Below are 15113 nucleotides of genomic sequence, written 5' to 3'. Positions count from 1 at the left end.
ACGTCACCTGCCAAGCATGAAATTATACGAAAACATCCCGAGCGCCTCCTGTGTCCATCATGCGCTACCGTATCGGCCGGATGCACTCTTGACGCGCTTTGCCGCCTTTTCCCGGCAGCCGTGGGCGATGCTATTGCACTCAGGTTTTGCCGATCATCCACACAATCGTTTCGACATTATGGTCGCCGACCCGCGAATGACCCTTTCCACCCGCGGCGAAAAAACGACGATAACGCAGAACGGAACAACGCAAATAGTGGAAGGCGATCCGTTTGCGCTTTTACAGCAAGCGCTGGCGGACTGCGGCATTGCCGCAGAAACGCAGCCTGATTTTCCTTTTCAGGGCGGCGCGCTCGGCCTGTTTGGCTACGATTTAGGACGTTGTATTGAAATACTGCCGGTTCGGGCCGAACGGGACATTCATTTACCCGATATGGCCGTCGGTATTTATGACTGGGCATTGATCGCCGACCATCAGCGTCAGACGCTAACCCTGATCGTACAAGGCTCACTTCAGGAACGACTCGACTGGTTGTCAACACCGCCCGCTGATGATGATCGGGCGACGTTTCAACTCAGCGGCCCCTGGCACGCCAACATGTCCCGCACGGAGTACGGCGAGAAATTTCGCCGGATACAGGACTACCTGCTGGCGGGAGACTGCTATCAGGTTAATCTGGCCCAGCGTTTTAGCGCGGAATATGAAGGGGATGAATGGCAGGCGTTTCTGCGTCTGTCTGCGGGCAACAAGGCCCCTTTTTCCGCTTTCATCCGTCTGCCTGAAAATACGGTGATCAGCGTCTCTCCCGAGCGTTTCCTGTGGCTTGAAAATAACCGCATTCAGACCCGACCGATCAAAGGCACGCTGCCTCGGCTGGCCGACGAACACGCTGATGCCTTGCAGGCCGAACGCCTGGCACAGTCCGATAAGGATCGCGCCGAGAACCTGATGATCGTGGATTTATTGCGTAACGATATTGGCCGGGTTGCAGAACCCGGTAGCGTCCACGTTCCTGAACTGTTCGTCGTTGAACCCTTCCCGGCCGTCCACCACCTGGTCAGCACTATTGAAGCCCGACTTCCAGATACATATCATGCCGCCGCGTTACTGCGAGCCTGTTTCCCCGGCGGTTCCATTACCGGCGCCCCCAAGATTCGGGCAATGCAGATTATTGAAGAACTGGAGCCTCAACGGCGTAATGCCTATTGCGGCAGTATTGGCTATCTTAGTTTCTGTGGCACCATGGACACCAACATCACCATCCGCACGTTATTAACCGAGCAGGGGAAAATATACTGCTGGGCAGGCGGCGGTATTGTGGCAGACAGTCAGGAACAGGCGGAATATCAGGAAACCTTTGATAAGGTCGGCCGCATTTTACCCTTATTGGATCATCAACCAAACGTTCAGGTAGAGAGTCGTGACCCATTCAGTCATTGACAGGCAAATCGCGTCAGCGCCATTTGATTTGGCGGCGTTTATTACTCGTTTTCAATTGCAAACACTGCGCCCCCGCTCTCCGGCGCATCAACCGCGTCAGGCGGCCGTACTGGTGCCGATCGTTTGCCGCCCTTCCCCGACATTACTGTTGACCCGGCGTGCGCCGGGTTTACGAAAACATGCGGGTCAGGTTGCGTTTCCCGGAGGGGCGGCCGACCGGGAAGATGGTTCGCTGATCGCGACGGCGCTACGCGAGGCGCAGGAAGAAGTCGCGATTCCACCACAGAATGTGACGGTGCTCGGCACATTGTCGCCCACGGACAGTATCAGTGGATTTCAGGTCACGCCGGTTGTCGGATTGATCTCGGCCCAGACCCATTTTCACCAAAATGAGACGGAAGTTGCCGAACTATTTGAAATGCCGCTGGAAGATGCCTTTGCGCTGGCACGCTATTACCCGTTGGATATCGAACGACAGAAGAAGCGCCACCGCGTTTACCTTTCCTGGTATCAGCAGCAGTTTGTCTGGGGATTGACCGCCGCCATCATCCGCCAGCTTGCCCTGCACGTTTCCAGTACGCCATAACCGCTATTAACGCATAAGCACTTTTTTTGCACCACCAATTATCCCCACCAACAGCATGGGTATGGCGCTGTTTAATTCTCCTTTTTCGACTATTCTGTAAGCAATACCGGCTATCGCATCCTCTCTGATATAAGTTCTATTGTGAATTAGCATAAGTTTATTTCATGCGAAAAAGAAAACTTTGCAACATATTCCACACTACAATAGCGTGATTTAACGAGTTTTATTCTAACCTCCGGGTGTAACCTGCGCTTTTTAAGGAGTTTTTGCGTGATAAGCGTTTTCGACATGTTTAAAATCGGTATTGGCCCCTCTAGCTCTCATACGGTTGGACCGATGAAAGCCGGTAAGCAATTTGTCGATGATTTGATAAATCAGGATTTACTGATCTCCATCACGCGCATTGCCGTCGATGTCTACGGCTCACTGTCATTGACGGGAAAAGGTCACCATACCGATATCGCGATCATCATGGGGCTTGCGGGCAACATGCCTGATACGGTCGATATCGATGCCATTCCGGGGTTCATCCGTGATGTCGAACAGCGCGAGCGTCTGTTACTGGCCGGCGGTCGACATGAAGTCGACTTTCCACGCGAAGGCGGCATGGTTTTTCGCAGCGAAAACCTGCCGTTGCATGAAAACGGCATGACGATCACGGCATTTGCCGGAAGTAAAGCGGTTTACAGCAAAACCTATTACTCAATTGGTGGTGGGTTCATCGTCGATGAAGAGAATTTCGGTAAGTCTTCGCAAACGGAAGCCTCTGTCCCCTATGCCTTTCACTCCGCCAAAGAGATGTTGGCGCATTGCAAACAAAGCGGCCTCTCGCTGTCCGGCATGGTGATGCGTAACGAACTGGCGCTGCATAGCCGTCAGGATATCGAAAATTACTTCGCAGATATCTGGCAAACCATGCGGGCCTGTATTGACCGCGGTGTCAATACCGAAGGCGTTCTGCCCGGTCCACTGCGTGTTCCACGTCGCGCGTCTGCGCTACGCCGGATGCTGGTTTCCTCGGACAAAAACTCTAACGATCCGATGAACGTCGTCGATTGGGTAAACATGTTTGCTCTGGCGGTGAATGAGGAAAATGCGGCAGGCGGACGTGTGGTCACCGCGCCAACCAACGGCGCATGCGGTATCGTCCCGGCGGTATTGGCGTACTATGATCACTTCATTGAACCCGTAGGACCTGGCATCTATACCCGCTATTTCCTCGCGGCAGGCGCAGTTGGCATTTTGTACAAAATGAATGCCTCAATCTCTGGCGCAGAAGTCGGTTGTCAGGGTGAAGTCGGCGTTGCGTGTTCCATGGCGGCGGCAGGTTTGGCGGAGCTGATGGGCGCCAGCCCGGAACAGGTTTGCATCGCGGCTGAAATCGGGATGGAGCATAATCTGGGCTTAACCTGCGATCCGGTTGCGGGTCAGGTTCAGGTCCCCTGCATTGAGCGTAATGCGATCGCCTCGGTGAAAGCGATCAACGCCGCCCGTATGGCGATGCGCCGCACCAGCGAACCTCGCGTCTCTCTGGATAAGGTCATTGAAACCATGTACGAAACGGGTAAAGACATGAATGCCAAATATCGCGAAACCTCTCGCGGCGGTCTGGCGATCAAGGTTCAGTGCGACTAATTCCCTTTAGTTCATGATCCCTCGGCGGGAAGCCCTTTCCGCCGATAACCTGCTCCCTCGTTTTTGTTGGCCTTCACCGTCTATGCATTGGTTAAAGGCCGAGACCAGCCCCTCGGATTCACGCCGCATCGCCGCATGCGCAAACGCGATCAACGTTATTGATTTAGCGGCAACACCGCCGGCTAGCGGCAATGTTGCGCGCAAATTGTTTGTTGCGTACAAATGGTTATTACGCGTCTTCGTCCTCAACCGGGTCGGCGATTTTCTCTACCCTCACCAGCTCGATACGATATTCCGAGACTTCGAGAATCTGAAAGCGCAGTTGGTGTAATTCGATAATTTCACCCACTTTAGGAAACTCATCGCTGTGTGCCAGCAACAGCCCGGCCAGCGAGGCATAATCCTCTTTGGGACTCACCAAATCGCTGCTGTTGACCACCTGCTGTAACGAGTGCAGATCCGTGCCCCCTTTTACCAGCCAGCCGTCGCCATCAGCCACAATATCCAGCGTTTCATCTTCGTCAGGAAACTCACCGGCAATCGCTTCCAGCACGTCCAGCGGCGTCACCAACCCCTGGACCACGCCAAACTCATTGCTCACCATAACCAGGCTGCCTTTGGCGCGGCGCAGGACAGGAAGCAGATTAATCACATCCAGCGTTTCCGGTACGACGATAGGCGGGTTCACCGCTGCGAAGCTTTCCACATCAGTATGCGTTTCAAGCGCGACCAGCAACTCTTTGGCCCGCACCACGCCAACCAGCTCATCCAGCGAGCCGCGGCAGACCGGAAAAAGACTGTGCGGCGTATCCAGCAGTTGCAATCGAATATCATCGACGGAGCGTTCACAGTCTACCCAGGAAATCTCGGTTCGCGGCGTCATGACACTGCGCAGAGAACGTGATGCCAACGTGAGCACACCGCTGATCATGTAGCGTTCTTCCTCTGCAAAGGTATCCGTCGTCACTTTTTTCGGTTCAGTATCCACTTCATCCGTTGTTTTCCGGGTTCCCATCAGGCGTAAAATCGCCTCGGCGGTACGCTCACGCAAAGGACGCCGCGACTGATGCTTCATGAAGTTATGTCGGGCAATCTGGTTGAACAGTTCGATCAGGATAGAGAATCCGATCGCAGCATACAGATAGCCTTTAGGAATATGGAAACCAAAACCTTCCGCCATCAGGCTCAAACCAATCATCAACAGGAAGCTGAGGCAGAGTACAACCACCGTCGGGTGCGCGTTGACAAAGTTGGTCAGCGGTTTGGAGGCCAGCAGCATGACGCCCATCGCGATCACGACGGCGGTCATCATCACCGCAAGGTGATTAACCATGCCTACGGCGGTAATTACGGCATCAAGTGAGAACACCGCATCCAGCACGACAATCTGTGCAACGACCACCCAAAAACTGGCATGTGCGCGATTGCCATTTTCGTCATGGGATTTATTTTCCAGCCGTTCATGCAGTTCCATCGTCGCTTTAAACAACAGAAATATCCCGCCGAATAGCAGAATCAGGTCGCGGCCGGAGAAGCTGAAATCACCAACGTAAAACAATGGCCGGGTCAGCGTGACCATCCAGGAAATCAGAGACAACAGGCCCAGGCGCATTAACAGCGCCAGCGACAGACCGATAATGCGAGCTTTATCTCGCTGCCTGGGTGGCAATTTATCCGCAAGAATCGCGATAACCACCAAATTGTCGATACCCAGAACAATCTCAAGTACCACCAACGTCAGTAGGCCTGCCCAGATTGAAGGATCCAGCAAAAATTCCATGTCAGACTCCGAAAAATGAACGAGCAAATGACTTCAATGCGTTATTTACATTGAATGGTAATAGAAAGAATAGGAATGAATCAGAGTAACTCAGAGAATGGCCGGAAAAACCAACCGAGTACAGAAAACCACCAGCGCGTGCAGGTAAACAGTTAACGTTTTGTCGGTGACAGTCCATGGGAAGGGCTGATGCCCAGTGCTCCTAAGCAATTTAAGGGAAGATTACTCTAACAGGTTGTTTAGACTTTTTCACAAAGATTTTCTTCCCCCTTTCTTCGTGACAAACAGGATGTTCTACACCGCATTGGCGGGGGATCACAACGTTTCACCCTAATACTTTTTTCACACAGGCTTTAAAAACCCTGACGCCAATATCCATCGATTCGAGGTCAAATTGCATATCAGGATGGTGTAGCCCCGGCGTCAGGTTGGTTCCCAATCCCCAAAAGCCGCATTTGACATGCGGACGCTGGCGTCCGTAATGGAAGAAATCTTCACTGCCGGGGGTAAGCTTAGGTTCCGTCACCCCATCCGCGCCCAGCACATCCGCAATGGCACCGGCAATCAGCGCGGTCACCTCATCGTCAACCACCGCCGCCGGCATTTCTTTCATCACGCTAACATTTGCGGTCGCACCAATCGCCGCCACGCTATGTTCAATCGCGCTGATGACTTTAGCCTTTAACTCATCCATCGGCTCATTGTATTGCGAACGCAGATCCCAATATACGCGAGCTTCGGCAGGCACCGAATTGGTTACGCCGGCATCGCAGATAAAACGTGTCGCCTTGACGCTGTAGGTCAGCGTGGGGGCGAGATGAATCATATTAACCGCCTGCACCGCGGCCACGGCCGCATCCAGCGCATTGATGCCCAAATGCGGGCGGGCCGCGTGGGACGGGATACCCGCGATCGCGGCTTCAATGGTCGCACAGGACGAATAAAGCATCGCCGGGATAGCCTGTCCCATTGGACACTCTTCAAGAGGGCGCAGGTGAAAACCCAGCAGCATATCGACATCATCGATAGCCCCTCCCGCCACCATCGCCAACGCGCCCGTCCCCAGCTCTTCAGCGGGTTGGAACAGGATCTTCAAACGTCCTTTTTTAACTATCGCCTCGCTCATCACTTCCTGGGCCGTGGTTAGCACGACAGAAGAATGCGCATCATGGCCGCAGGTATGACGCGCGACCAGCTCACCATCAATGATGTGGCCGAGCGCATCCATATCCGCACGGAGCGCCATCACCGGCCCCGGAACACCACTATCCAACTCGGCGATAATGCCTGTTGTACCATGTACATTGCGCGTAACGTTAAAACCCGCGCGTGCCAAAACATCCGCAAGGTATGACGAGGTGTTAAATTCCTGAAATCCCAGTTCAGGGATTTGATGCAAATGTTGATAATGTTCGAGCGTTTTGGACACAGGGGACATCTCCGGCAAAAAGTCAGCAATCGATTCAGTTAAAAAGCCTGATTATCCGGCCAGGACCGGCACAGTAATCAATAGAGAAGGTACACAGACTGAGGTTTCCGGGGTAAGAGCGTTATCTTATCCATCCGCGTAGTCGCACGAAGACCTGTTCATCCGCCCTGATAGCGGCCCGGTTTGTGCCAGTTCATCAACATCGCATTCATCGCCAATGCGCTGACCGCAGACCAGAACAACAGCATGGCAGGCATTTTGAACAGTGACAGCAGGAACACCAGTATATCCAGCAACATCTGTGTCTTGCCGACATTGATATTGAAGCGTCGGTATAGCCACATGGTAACCACCCCGGTGCCGCCCACGGACGCATTGTGCCGGGCCAGAGAAAGAATCCCCATGCCAAGAAAGGTACCGCCAACCAAAGCAGAAAACAGCGGGTGGATATAGCTGATGGTAATAAAGTGCGGGACAGCCTGCGTCGTCAGGCCGAGAGCTACGTTGACGATCAGGGTTTTCAACGTGAAACTGCGCCCCATGCTGAAGTAACAGAAAATCATGAACGGAATATTGGTCAGAATAAACAACAAGCCAATAGACAGCGGGACATAATAGGAAATCAGTAATGCGATACCGGCAATGCCGCCGGTTACCATGCCGGACAGCTTGAGCATATTCAGCCCCACGGCGATAAACATCACGCCCAGCGTCAGCCCATAAATGTCATCTTTCAGCGTATGGGCTGCGCCTGTTTGAAAAACCCCATCCGGCCCTTTTCGCAGCGCCACCGATTTTCTTAGCACACGCATCAATCTCTATTCCCACCGAATGTTTTTAGCCATAAGAAATGCATATATTTGCATTTTATTCGACTGACGATTCACCTGATGCACTTAAATTATCATTGATTACAGAGTGACTTTTAACTAAAAATAACCCTGATAGCATTATAAATGAGTGATTTCATCTCATTACCAATAGGAAAACAGCGAGTATCACCCAATGAAAATCGATCGCATTGATGCGCAAATACTGAATGAATTACAGCAGGACGCCAGGTTAAAAACTACCGAACTGGCGGAGCGGGTTTGCTTGTCTGCCACTCCCTGTACCCGCCGGCTCAAAAATCTGGAAGACGCTGGCGCGATCGCCCAATATGTCGCGCTGCTCGATCAGGAAAAGGCCGGCTTTCCGGTAAACGCTTACATATCCCTGACGCTGGAGCCAAAATCAGAGGCAACCTTCCGTAAATTTGAACAACAGATTGCGACGTTTGATGAAGTAATGGAGTGCCACCTGATGTCAGGCAGCCATGATTTTATGCTGCGGGTTGTGGCTGCCAGCCTGTCGGATTTCGAGCGTTTCCTGCAGAAAAAATTGATCAAGATTGAAGGATTGCGTGATGTTCAATCCTCTTTCTCCCTGCGGCGGTTGATTTATAAAACCGCCCTCCCTGTGAAAGCTAGCGTGTAACTGTCGAGATTTCATCACAAATTTTCTCGTCCGCATCGCTTTCGCTCCCCAGGGTAAAGCGCATGTAGATAAAAATGTGCGCAACCCAGACATAACCATTCTTAACTAATCAGCATTAGAGCAACGTCACACTATTTATTTTTTCGATGGCTAAAATAAATCTGTCAAACCGTAGTGTTACGTTTAGGCGCCGGCATCTACTTGCTGAAAGTATTGGGTTAATAGTGACATTTATTTACCGGATAAGTAAGCAAGTTAGATTGTTACGTCCATACTGATACCGCGACGGTTAACTTTCAGCACATGAGCGTTAACCCTGTTTCCTGACGCATTACACATTCAATTTGATCGTGAATAATGAGGAGGTAGCAAGTGAGTATTGCGATAATGTTATGCACTCACGGAGCCACTGCGGGGCCGCTGTTAAAAACGGCTGAAATGATTCTGGGCGAACAGAGCAACGTCGCCTGGATCGATTTCGTCCCCGGAGAGAACGCTGAAACACTAATAGAAAAATATCAGGAGAAGTTATCCCAATTAGACACGGCAAATGGCGTGTTGTTCCTGGTCGATACCTGGGGAGGCAGCCCATTCAACGCGGCCAGTCGCCTGGTAACGGACAAGGAGAATCATGAAGTTATCGCCGGGGTAAATATTCCGATGCTGGCGGAAACCTTCATGGCGCGGGATGACAATCCTGCATTCGCCGATCTGGTTTCCATTGCTCTGGAAGCAGGCAGAGATGGGGTCAAGGCGCTGAAACAGCAGACAACTGCCGGGCCTGTTGCCGCGACCCCATACAAAGCGCAGGCCGCCACGCCCACGCCCATAAGCGGCACTGGCGAACACATGAAGATCGGGCTGGCCCGTATTGATGACCGTTTAATCCATGGTCAGGTGGCTACCCGCTGGACCAAAGAAACCAATGTATCGCGTATTATTGTCGTCAGTAACGAAGTTGCAGCCGATCACGTGCGTAAAACCCTGCTGACTCAGGTTGCTCCTCCGGGCGTCACGGCGCATGTTGTGGATGTTGCCAAAGCCATTCGCGTTTATGACAACCCCAAATATGCATCCGACCGCGTCATGTTTTTATTTACCAACCCGACCGATGTCGTCACGCTGGTTGAAAACGGCGTAAAAATAACATCCGTTAATATTGGAGGAATGGCGTTCCGTCAGGGCAAGACTCAGGTCAATAACGCTGTCTCTATCGACGAAAAAGATATTGCTGCGTTTAAAGAACTGGATAAGCGCGGAATTGAATTAGAAGTCAGGAAAGTATCGTCGGATACCAAGCTCAAAATGATGGACTTAATTAATAAGATGGCTCGTTAACACAATTAATAAATATCGCTGTGTAACGAATTATTTTACTCAGAAACGTTATCCATAGGAGAAGTACAATGGAGATCACCACACTTCAAATTGTGCTGATATTTATCGTAGCTTGCATCTCGGGGATGGGATCTATTCTTGACGAATTCCAATTCCATCGCCCTTTGGTGGCCTGTACGCTTATCGGCGCCGTTCTGGGCGATTTGCAAACCGGGATTATTATCGGCGGTACATTGGAAATGATCGCCCTGGGCTGGATGAATATCGGGGCGGCCGTTGCACCTGATGCCGCCCTGGCTTCCATTATCTCGACCATTCTGGTTATTGCCGGCGGTCAGAGCGTGGGCGCGGGGATCGCGCTGGCCATTCCGCTGGCTGCCGCAGGACAGGTTCTGACGATCATTGTTCGAACCATCACCGTCGCCTTCCAGCATGCCGCTGACAGCGCCGCTGAACGCGGTAATTTAAGCGCGATCAGTTGGATTCATGTCTCCGCCCTGCTGCTTCAGGCAATGCGTATCGCGATCCCTGCCGTTATCGTCGCGATTTCCGTCGGTACTGATGCCGTTCACGCCATGCTGAATTCGATTCCGGAAGTCGTGACCAACGGCCTGAATATCGCGGGCGGCATGATTGTCGTCGTCGGTTATGCCATGGTTATCAACATGATGCGCGCAGGCTATCTGATGCCGTTCTTCTATCTCGGCTTTGTTACCGCTGCCTTCACCGACTTCAACCTGGTTGCATTGGGTGTGATTGGTATTGTGATGGCCGTGCTGTATATCCAACTGAGTCCGAAGTACAACAAGTCTCAGGGCCAGCCGGTGGCCGCCAGCAGCAACGACCTTGACAATGAACTGGACTAAGAGGAGTGAGAAAAATGGGTGAAACAACTGAAGTTAAAAAACTCACTGCCAGCGATATTCGCGCGGTGTTTATTCGCTCCAATCTTTTCCAGGGTTCATGGAACTTTGAACGTATGCAGGCACTGGGGTTCTGTTTTTCCATGGTGCCGGTAATCCGCCGTCTTTATCCTGAGAATTCGGAAGAGCGTAAACAGGCGATCAAACGCCATCTGGAATTTTTCAACACCCAGCCGTTTGTTGCCGCCCCGGTGCTTGGGGTAACTATGGCGATGGAAGAACAGCGCGCCAACGGCGCGCCCATCGATGATGGGGCGATCAACGGTCTTAAAGTCGGTCTGATGGGACCGTTGGCAGGCGTAGGCGACCCGATATTCTGGGGGACGGCCCGCCCGGTGTTTGCCGCGTTGGGGGCCGGTATTGCCATGAGCGGCAGTTTGCTGGGGCCCGTGCTCTTCTTCGTTCTGTTTAATCTGGTACGCCTGCTGGTCCGCTACTACGGGGTTGCCTACGGTTATCGGAAAGGTGTGGATATCGTTAACGATATGGGGGGCGGCTTCCTGCAAAAGATGACGGAGGGGGCATCCATTCTCGGCCTGTTTGTCATGGGGGCGCTGGTTAACAAGTGGACCCACGTCAACATACCGCTTGTGGTATCGAGGGTCACCAACCAGAATGGCGAAACCACGGTCACCACGGTCCAGTCGATTCTCGACCAGCTCATGCCAGGATTAATTCCTTTGCTGCTGACGTTCGGCTGTATGTATCTGCTCAGACGAAAAGTCAACGCGCTGTGGCTCATCGTCGGTTTCTTTGCCATCGGTATATTTGGTTATTGGATCGGCCTGCTTGGCGTGTAATCTGTCAAATCGCCGGGGGTGCAACCCCCCCGGCCCTATTTACCTCTTCCCCCTTCATGTTAGATTCAACGTTGCTAATTACCCATGGAGTTTCTCATGACGTTTACGGATATCGCGCTGGTGGTGTTGATCGGATTGGCGCTGCTTTATGCCATCTACGATGAATTCATCATGGACCGGTTAAAAGGCAAAACCCAACTACGCGTTATGCTTAAGCGCGTCAGTCGTCTGGATGCCCTTATTTTCATTGGTCTGGTGGGAATTCTTATTTATCAGAATGTCATGAATAATGGTGCGGTAATAACCACTTCCCTGTTACTTTTCCTGGCATTCATGGCGTTCTATCTTGCCTATATCAGACGCCCAAAACTGTTGTTTAAATTAACAGGGTTCTTTTATGCCAATATATTTATTGCTTATAACCGCATTCAGAGTATGAATTTATCTGAGGATGGTGTTCTGGTTATTGATTTGGAACGGCGTCGCTTATTAATACATGTTAGTCAGATTGATGATTTGGAAAGAATATATAATTTCATGGTTGAAAATCAATAAGATAAAGATGGCTCAATATAAATTTGAATTATTATTAAACATACCCATAACATATTGATGGTATTTTAACCTTATTAACGCTGACGTTATTTTGTGCTTTTTTAAACTCCTTTTATTTAAATGAAAATAATTATCAATTGCATCAATAACCCATAAAACTTTTATTGTTGTTTAATCCATAAATAATATGTTAAGGTTGCGCCGTCATTGGGGAGTAGCCGGTTTCTGACAAATCTTACCGTCAGAAATGCTCGTATCAACATACTCGTTTTCTATCCTTATGCCTTTGAAGGGTAGTTTAAAGCGTGGTGCGGGCGGCCGATTGGCAGGCGAGACCATAGACACGGGGGGTCATCATCTGGTTGGGGATGATCAACGTGGATATGGAGAACCGCCCAGCCGAGGCTATTTAAAATGAACTTATCAGCAACTCTCATTCTGGCTTTTGGTATGTCTATGGATGCGTTTGCCGCATCTATCGGTAAAGGTGCCGTACTGCACAAGCCCCGTTTTCGGGACGCCATTCGCACAGGCCTCATCTTCGGCATCATTGAAGCTATCACACCGTTAATCGGTTGGACCTTAGGCTTTTTTGCCAGCCAATACGTTCTCGAATGGGATCACTGGGTTGCATTCACCTTACTGGTGATCCTTGGCGGCCGCATGATTGCCGAAGGCTGCAAAAAAACAGATACCTGCCACAGCGAGAAAATCAAAAAACATAGTCTGGCACTTTTGATGTGTACAGCGGTTGCCACCAGTCTCGATGCCATGACGATTGGTGTCGGACTTGCCTTCTTGCAGGTCAATATCTTCCATACCGCCATGGTTATTGGGATGGCGACCATGATCATGGTGACGTTAGGTATGCTGATTGGACGTTACATCGGTCCGCTGCTCGGTAAAAAGGCCGAGATTGTGGGCGGCGTGATCTTGATTGGTATCGGCTGTAATATCCTTTATGAGCATATCGGTAATTTAGCCTGACATTTCCGACATATTCTAAAAAAGGGGTAGGATCGCCGTGATCCTGCCCCTTTTTTATCGCCGGCATCCAGTCGCATCAGACCGCGCTTACGATGCGGATGCCGGTTCGATGCGCTGATGCAATCGGATAATAAAATCTGTCTCACAGGCGAATTGCGCCGCGTCCTGCAAGCGCTGGCTGACTTCCGGAGTCGCCCGCCAGGCAAATGGGGTCATTTGCAACAGTGCCGCCCCCTCCTGCCCCGACAACTGCATCGGATAGGCCAGCGTTTGTTGTTCGATAAGTTCAAACCCCGTCAGCCTCTCATCTTTGACCGGGTGCAACTGCACCCGATCGTAAACTTCGGCCTTGAGCTGATAAAGGTGGCGAGGTCCTGGTGATACCGTCATCACCCATCCACCCATTTTCACCGTGCGCAGCAATTCGGCATCGTTACAAGGCGCATAAATTTTTAATATGGCGTCAAACGACCGATCGTTGAATGGCAGACGCTGGCTTGACGCCACGCAAAAATCAACGTTCTGATAACGCTTCGCCGCCCGCTGGATCGCCGCTTTTGAGACGTCCAGCCCATAGACCGCCATTTCTCTGCGTTGTTTCAGATGTTTCGCCAGAGCGGCGGTGTAATACCCCTCGCCACAACCTATGTCGAGCAATGCGGTCGCTTCATCCGCCAGTTTTTCATCGAGCCGCTGCGTAACCCATTCCCGCAGCGGCTGATAATGGCCCGCCTCCAGAAACATCCGACGCGCCTGCATCATCTCAGCGCTGTCACCCGGTTGCCGGGAACGTTTAAATTGTACCGGCAGCAGATTTACGTAGCCTTCTTTCGCACAATCAAAGCTATGTTGGCCACAAGACCATTGCCGCTCGCGGCGGTATAACGGATGCTGACACAGTGGACATTGGTAAGACATCAGTACCATTTCCTCATTCGCCACAGCGCGGTTCCATCGTCATATCAGGAACTCAAAACGGCCAAAAACAAAAAACCCGCACCATGGCGGGTTTTGCAACGGGCTCTGTAAATTACAGCGCAGTGACGTTTACTGCTGATGGGCCTTTCTGACCGTCTTGGATTTCAAACTCTACGTTCTGGCCTTCAGCCAGAGTTTTGAAGCCGTTGCCTTGAATTGCAGAGAAATGTACGAATACATCTTTGCTGCCGTCAGCTGGAGTGATAAAGCCGAAGCCTTTAGACTCATTGAACCACTTAACCTGACCTTTAATCTTTGCCATTTCAAATATTTCCTTTAATTGTTTAAACCGCCAGAGGCGTTATACAGACAAACCAAAGTCGTTACTGCTTGAGGCACTAAGATAAGGATCGGCAGAGAAGCGGTATTCAACGCTAACGTTTGTACTCAAGTCTTCTTTACTGAAAATGCCATTCATATACAGAACTGTACCTCGTTTTACCCAGATGCGTTATTACACACTCTGTAATCGATGGCAAGCCATTTTTTATCAGTCATGGACATGCCGCACAGATTAGAGCCATCAATGACGCAATAATATGCGATTACGCGCTAAGCCGCTCTATTGATAAGATTAAATACATCTTTACCCAATAAGTCCAATTAGCCGCTTATTGATATAAAGAAGATACGCGGAGAAACGCGTACACTGCGGATAGTCTGTTCGCTTGATCATAATAATTCATTATTATTCGTACCCTTAAATTTCAGGATACGGCTGTCAGGCCCGACGCCAAAGTCCCCCGCTTTCAAGCCTTATAGAAATATCGGATATCCATTCCTACTTTTTCCTCTAAGCGCCCAATTTGGGCCTCACAGCGAAATGAAAATGACTTTCCCGCTAAATTTTATCGCTTTTCTCCGTTAATCAATCTGCAACATCACCACAAATAACACAACCAATACGATCAGTAAAATTATGCTTGCCAGCTTCCAACGTCTTTCTGATTTTGTACTCATAGTGTTTCCACACCTTCCTGATTAAATATGCCACATTCATATAACTTATATTATATCGGCAGGACCTGCCGTTTCGTTAATTTATCTCCCTATGTTCTATGGTGTTTTTATGTCATCTTCTATACTTGTCCTGAAAAGCGCGATTTTCCCCGGTTATCGTTAGAGTTACGTTGCAACACTACTTACGATTTATTAAATTAGATCACAGTTTTTGTTATCGAAGGA

Annotated in this window: 15 protein-coding genes; 9 read left to right on the top strand and 6 right to left on the bottom strand. The window is 50.6% G+C overall.

Features of this window, described 5'->3' with window-relative positions:
• The first annotated feature begins 16 nt into the window (after positions 1 to 16).
• The 3 genes from pabB (at position 17) to sdaA (ending at position 3662) form a co-directional block, all read left to right on the top strand.
• Positions 17 to 1441 carry an aminodeoxychorismate synthase component 1 gene (pabB, locus tag B4923_RS14120; RefSeq protein ID WP_109055002.1) on the top strand — a complete coding sequence of 475 codons (1425 nt, stop codon included), beginning with the start codon at positions 17 to 19 and terminating at the stop codon, positions 1439 to 1441.
• The gene (locus B4923_RS14115; RefSeq protein ID WP_109055001.1) at positions 1422 to 2027 is read left to right on the top strand and encodes a CoA pyrophosphatase; all 606 of its coding nucleotides are present in this window, start codon (positions 1422 to 1424) and stop codon (positions 2025 to 2027) included. Before pabB ends, B4923_RS14115 begins: the two co-directional genes overlap by 20 nt.
• 270 nt (positions 2028 to 2297) lie before the next feature.
• A complete protein-coding gene (sdaA, locus tag B4923_RS14110) occupies positions 2298 to 3662 on the top strand; it encodes an L-serine ammonia-lyase (RefSeq protein WP_109055000.1) in 1365 nt (454 codons plus the stop codon).
• Between the two features lie 229 nt (positions 3663 to 3891).
• On the opposite strand, the gene B4923_RS14105 is transcribed toward sdaA, so the two are convergent.
• The 3 genes from B4923_RS14105 to B4923_RS14095 form a co-directional block, all read right to left on the bottom strand.
• On the bottom strand, positions 3892 to 5442 hold the full coding sequence (locus B4923_RS14105; protein WP_109054999.1) for a TerC family protein: 1551 nt from the start codon (positions 5440 to 5442) through the stop codon (positions 3892 to 3894).
• A 325-nt stretch (positions 5443 to 5767) separates the two neighbouring features.
• Positions 5768 to 6871 (bottom strand): amidohydrolase, encoded by a 1104-nt coding sequence (locus tag B4923_RS14100; RefSeq protein ID WP_109054998.1) that lies wholly within the window; start codon positions 6869 to 6871, stop codon positions 5768 to 5770.
• Positions 6872 to 7029: 158 nt separating this feature from the next.
• Positions 7030 to 7683 carry a YitT family protein gene (locus tag B4923_RS14095; RefSeq protein WP_245929590.1) on the bottom strand — a complete coding sequence of 218 codons (654 nt, stop codon included), beginning with the start codon at positions 7681 to 7683 and terminating at the stop codon, positions 7030 to 7032.
• Positions 7684 to 7876: 193 nt separating this feature from the next.
• Here B4923_RS14095 and B4923_RS14090 point away from each other — a divergent pair, with 193 nt between their 5' ends.
• The 6 genes from B4923_RS14090 (at position 7877) to mntP (ending at position 12950) form a co-directional block, all read left to right on the top strand.
• A complete protein-coding gene (locus B4923_RS14090; protein WP_109054997.1) occupies positions 7877 to 8347 on the top strand; it encodes an Lrp/AsnC family transcriptional regulator in 471 nt (156 codons plus the stop codon).
• Positions 8348 to 8719: 372 nt separating this feature from the next.
• The gene (gene manX, locus B4923_RS14085) at positions 8720 to 9685 is read left to right on the top strand and encodes a PTS mannose transporter subunit IIAB (RefSeq protein WP_109054996.1); all 966 of its coding nucleotides are present in this window, start codon (positions 8720 to 8722) and stop codon (positions 9683 to 9685) included.
• Between the two features lie 68 nt (positions 9686 to 9753).
• Entirely contained in the window at positions 9754 to 10551 is a 798-nt protein-coding gene (locus B4923_RS14080) for a PTS mannose/fructose/sorbose transporter subunit IIC (RefSeq protein ID WP_109054995.1), read from the top strand.
• 14 nt (positions 10552 to 10565) lie between these two features.
• Positions 10566 to 11408: a PTS mannose transporter subunit IID gene (locus B4923_RS14075; protein WP_109054994.1), complete on the top strand. Its 843-nt coding sequence runs from the start codon at positions 10566 to 10568 to the stop codon at positions 11406 to 11408.
• A 96-nt stretch (positions 11409 to 11504) separates the two neighbouring features.
• Positions 11505 to 11963, top strand: a complete 459-nt coding sequence (locus tag B4923_RS14070; RefSeq protein WP_109054993.1) for a DUF986 family protein — start codon at positions 11505 to 11507, stop codon at positions 11961 to 11963.
• A gap of 414 nt (positions 11964 to 12377) precedes the next feature.
• A complete protein-coding gene (gene mntP / locus B4923_RS14065; protein ID WP_109054992.1) occupies positions 12378 to 12950 on the top strand; it encodes a manganese efflux pump MntP in 573 nt (190 codons plus the stop codon).
• An 87-nt stretch (positions 12951 to 13037) separates the two neighbouring features.
• On the opposite strand, the gene rlmA is transcribed toward mntP, so the two are convergent.
• The 3 genes from rlmA to B4923_RS14050 form a co-directional block, all read right to left on the bottom strand.
• Positions 13038 to 13868, bottom strand: coding sequence for a 23S rRNA (guanine(745)-N(1))-methyltransferase (gene rlmA, locus B4923_RS14060; protein WP_109055022.1), 831 nt, complete (start codon positions 13866 to 13868; stop codon positions 13038 to 13040).
• Positions 13869 to 13980: 112 nt separating this feature from the next.
• Positions 13981 to 14190, bottom strand: coding sequence for a transcription antiterminator/RNA stability regulator CspE (cspE, locus tag B4923_RS14055; RefSeq protein WP_005968829.1), 210 nt, complete (start codon positions 14188 to 14190; stop codon positions 13981 to 13983).
• Positions 14191 to 14229: 39 nt separating this feature from the next.
• On the bottom strand, positions 14230 to 14346 hold the full coding sequence (locus B4923_RS14050; protein WP_109054991.1) for a DUF2627 domain-containing protein: 117 nt from the start codon (positions 14344 to 14346) through the stop codon (positions 14230 to 14232).
• Positions 14347 to 15113: the final 767 nt, after the last annotated feature.

This window comes from Brenneria roseae subsp. americana, from assembly GCF_003115815.1.
GTDB lineage: Bacteria > Pseudomonadota > Gammaproteobacteria > Enterobacterales > Enterobacteriaceae > Brenneria > Brenneria roseae.
Note: the sequence above shows the minus strand (reverse complement) of the source record. Positions and strands in the feature narration are given on the sequence as shown.

What these genes read in the sequence shown, in the direction of transcription:
- pabB (WP_109055002.1), top strand. Translation starts at nt 17, where the DNA reads ATGAAATTATACGAAAACATCCCGAGCGCCTCCTGTGTCCATCATGCG.
- B4923_RS14105 (WP_109054999.1), bottom strand. Translation starts at nt 5,442, where the DNA reads ATGGAATTTTTGCTGGATCCTTCAATCTGGGCAGGCCTACTGACGTTG.
- B4923_RS14095 (WP_245929590.1), bottom strand. Translation starts at nt 7,683, where the DNA reads ATGCGTGTGCTAAGAAAATCGGTGGCGCTGCGAAAAGGGCCGGATGGG.
- B4923_RS14090 (WP_109054997.1), top strand. Translation starts at nt 7,877, where the DNA reads ATGAAAATCGATCGCATTGATGCGCAAATACTGAATGAATTACAGCAG.
- B4923_RS14080 (WP_109054995.1), top strand. Translation starts at nt 9,754, where the DNA reads ATGGAGATCACCACACTTCAAATTGTGCTGATATTTATCGTAGCTTGC.
- B4923_RS14075 (WP_109054994.1), top strand. Translation starts at nt 10,566, where the DNA reads ATGGGTGAAACAACTGAAGTTAAAAAACTCACTGCCAGCGATATTCGC.
- B4923_RS14070 (WP_109054993.1), top strand. Translation starts at nt 11,505, where the DNA reads ATGACGTTTACGGATATCGCGCTGGTGGTGTTGATCGGATTGGCGCTG.
- mntP (WP_109054992.1), top strand. Translation starts at nt 12,378, where the DNA reads ATGAACTTATCAGCAACTCTCATTCTGGCTTTTGGTATGTCTATGGAT.
- rlmA (WP_109055022.1), bottom strand. Translation starts at nt 13,868, where the DNA reads ATGTCTTACCAATGTCCACTGTGTCAGCATCCGTTATACCGCCGCGAG.
- cspE (WP_005968829.1), bottom strand. Translation starts at nt 14,190, where the DNA reads ATGGCAAAGATTAAAGGTCAGGTTAAGTGGTTCAATGAGTCTAAAGGC.
- B4923_RS14050 (WP_109054991.1), bottom strand. Translation starts at nt 14,346, where the DNA reads ATGAATGGCATTTTCAGTAAAGAAGACTTGAGTACAAACGTTAGCGTT.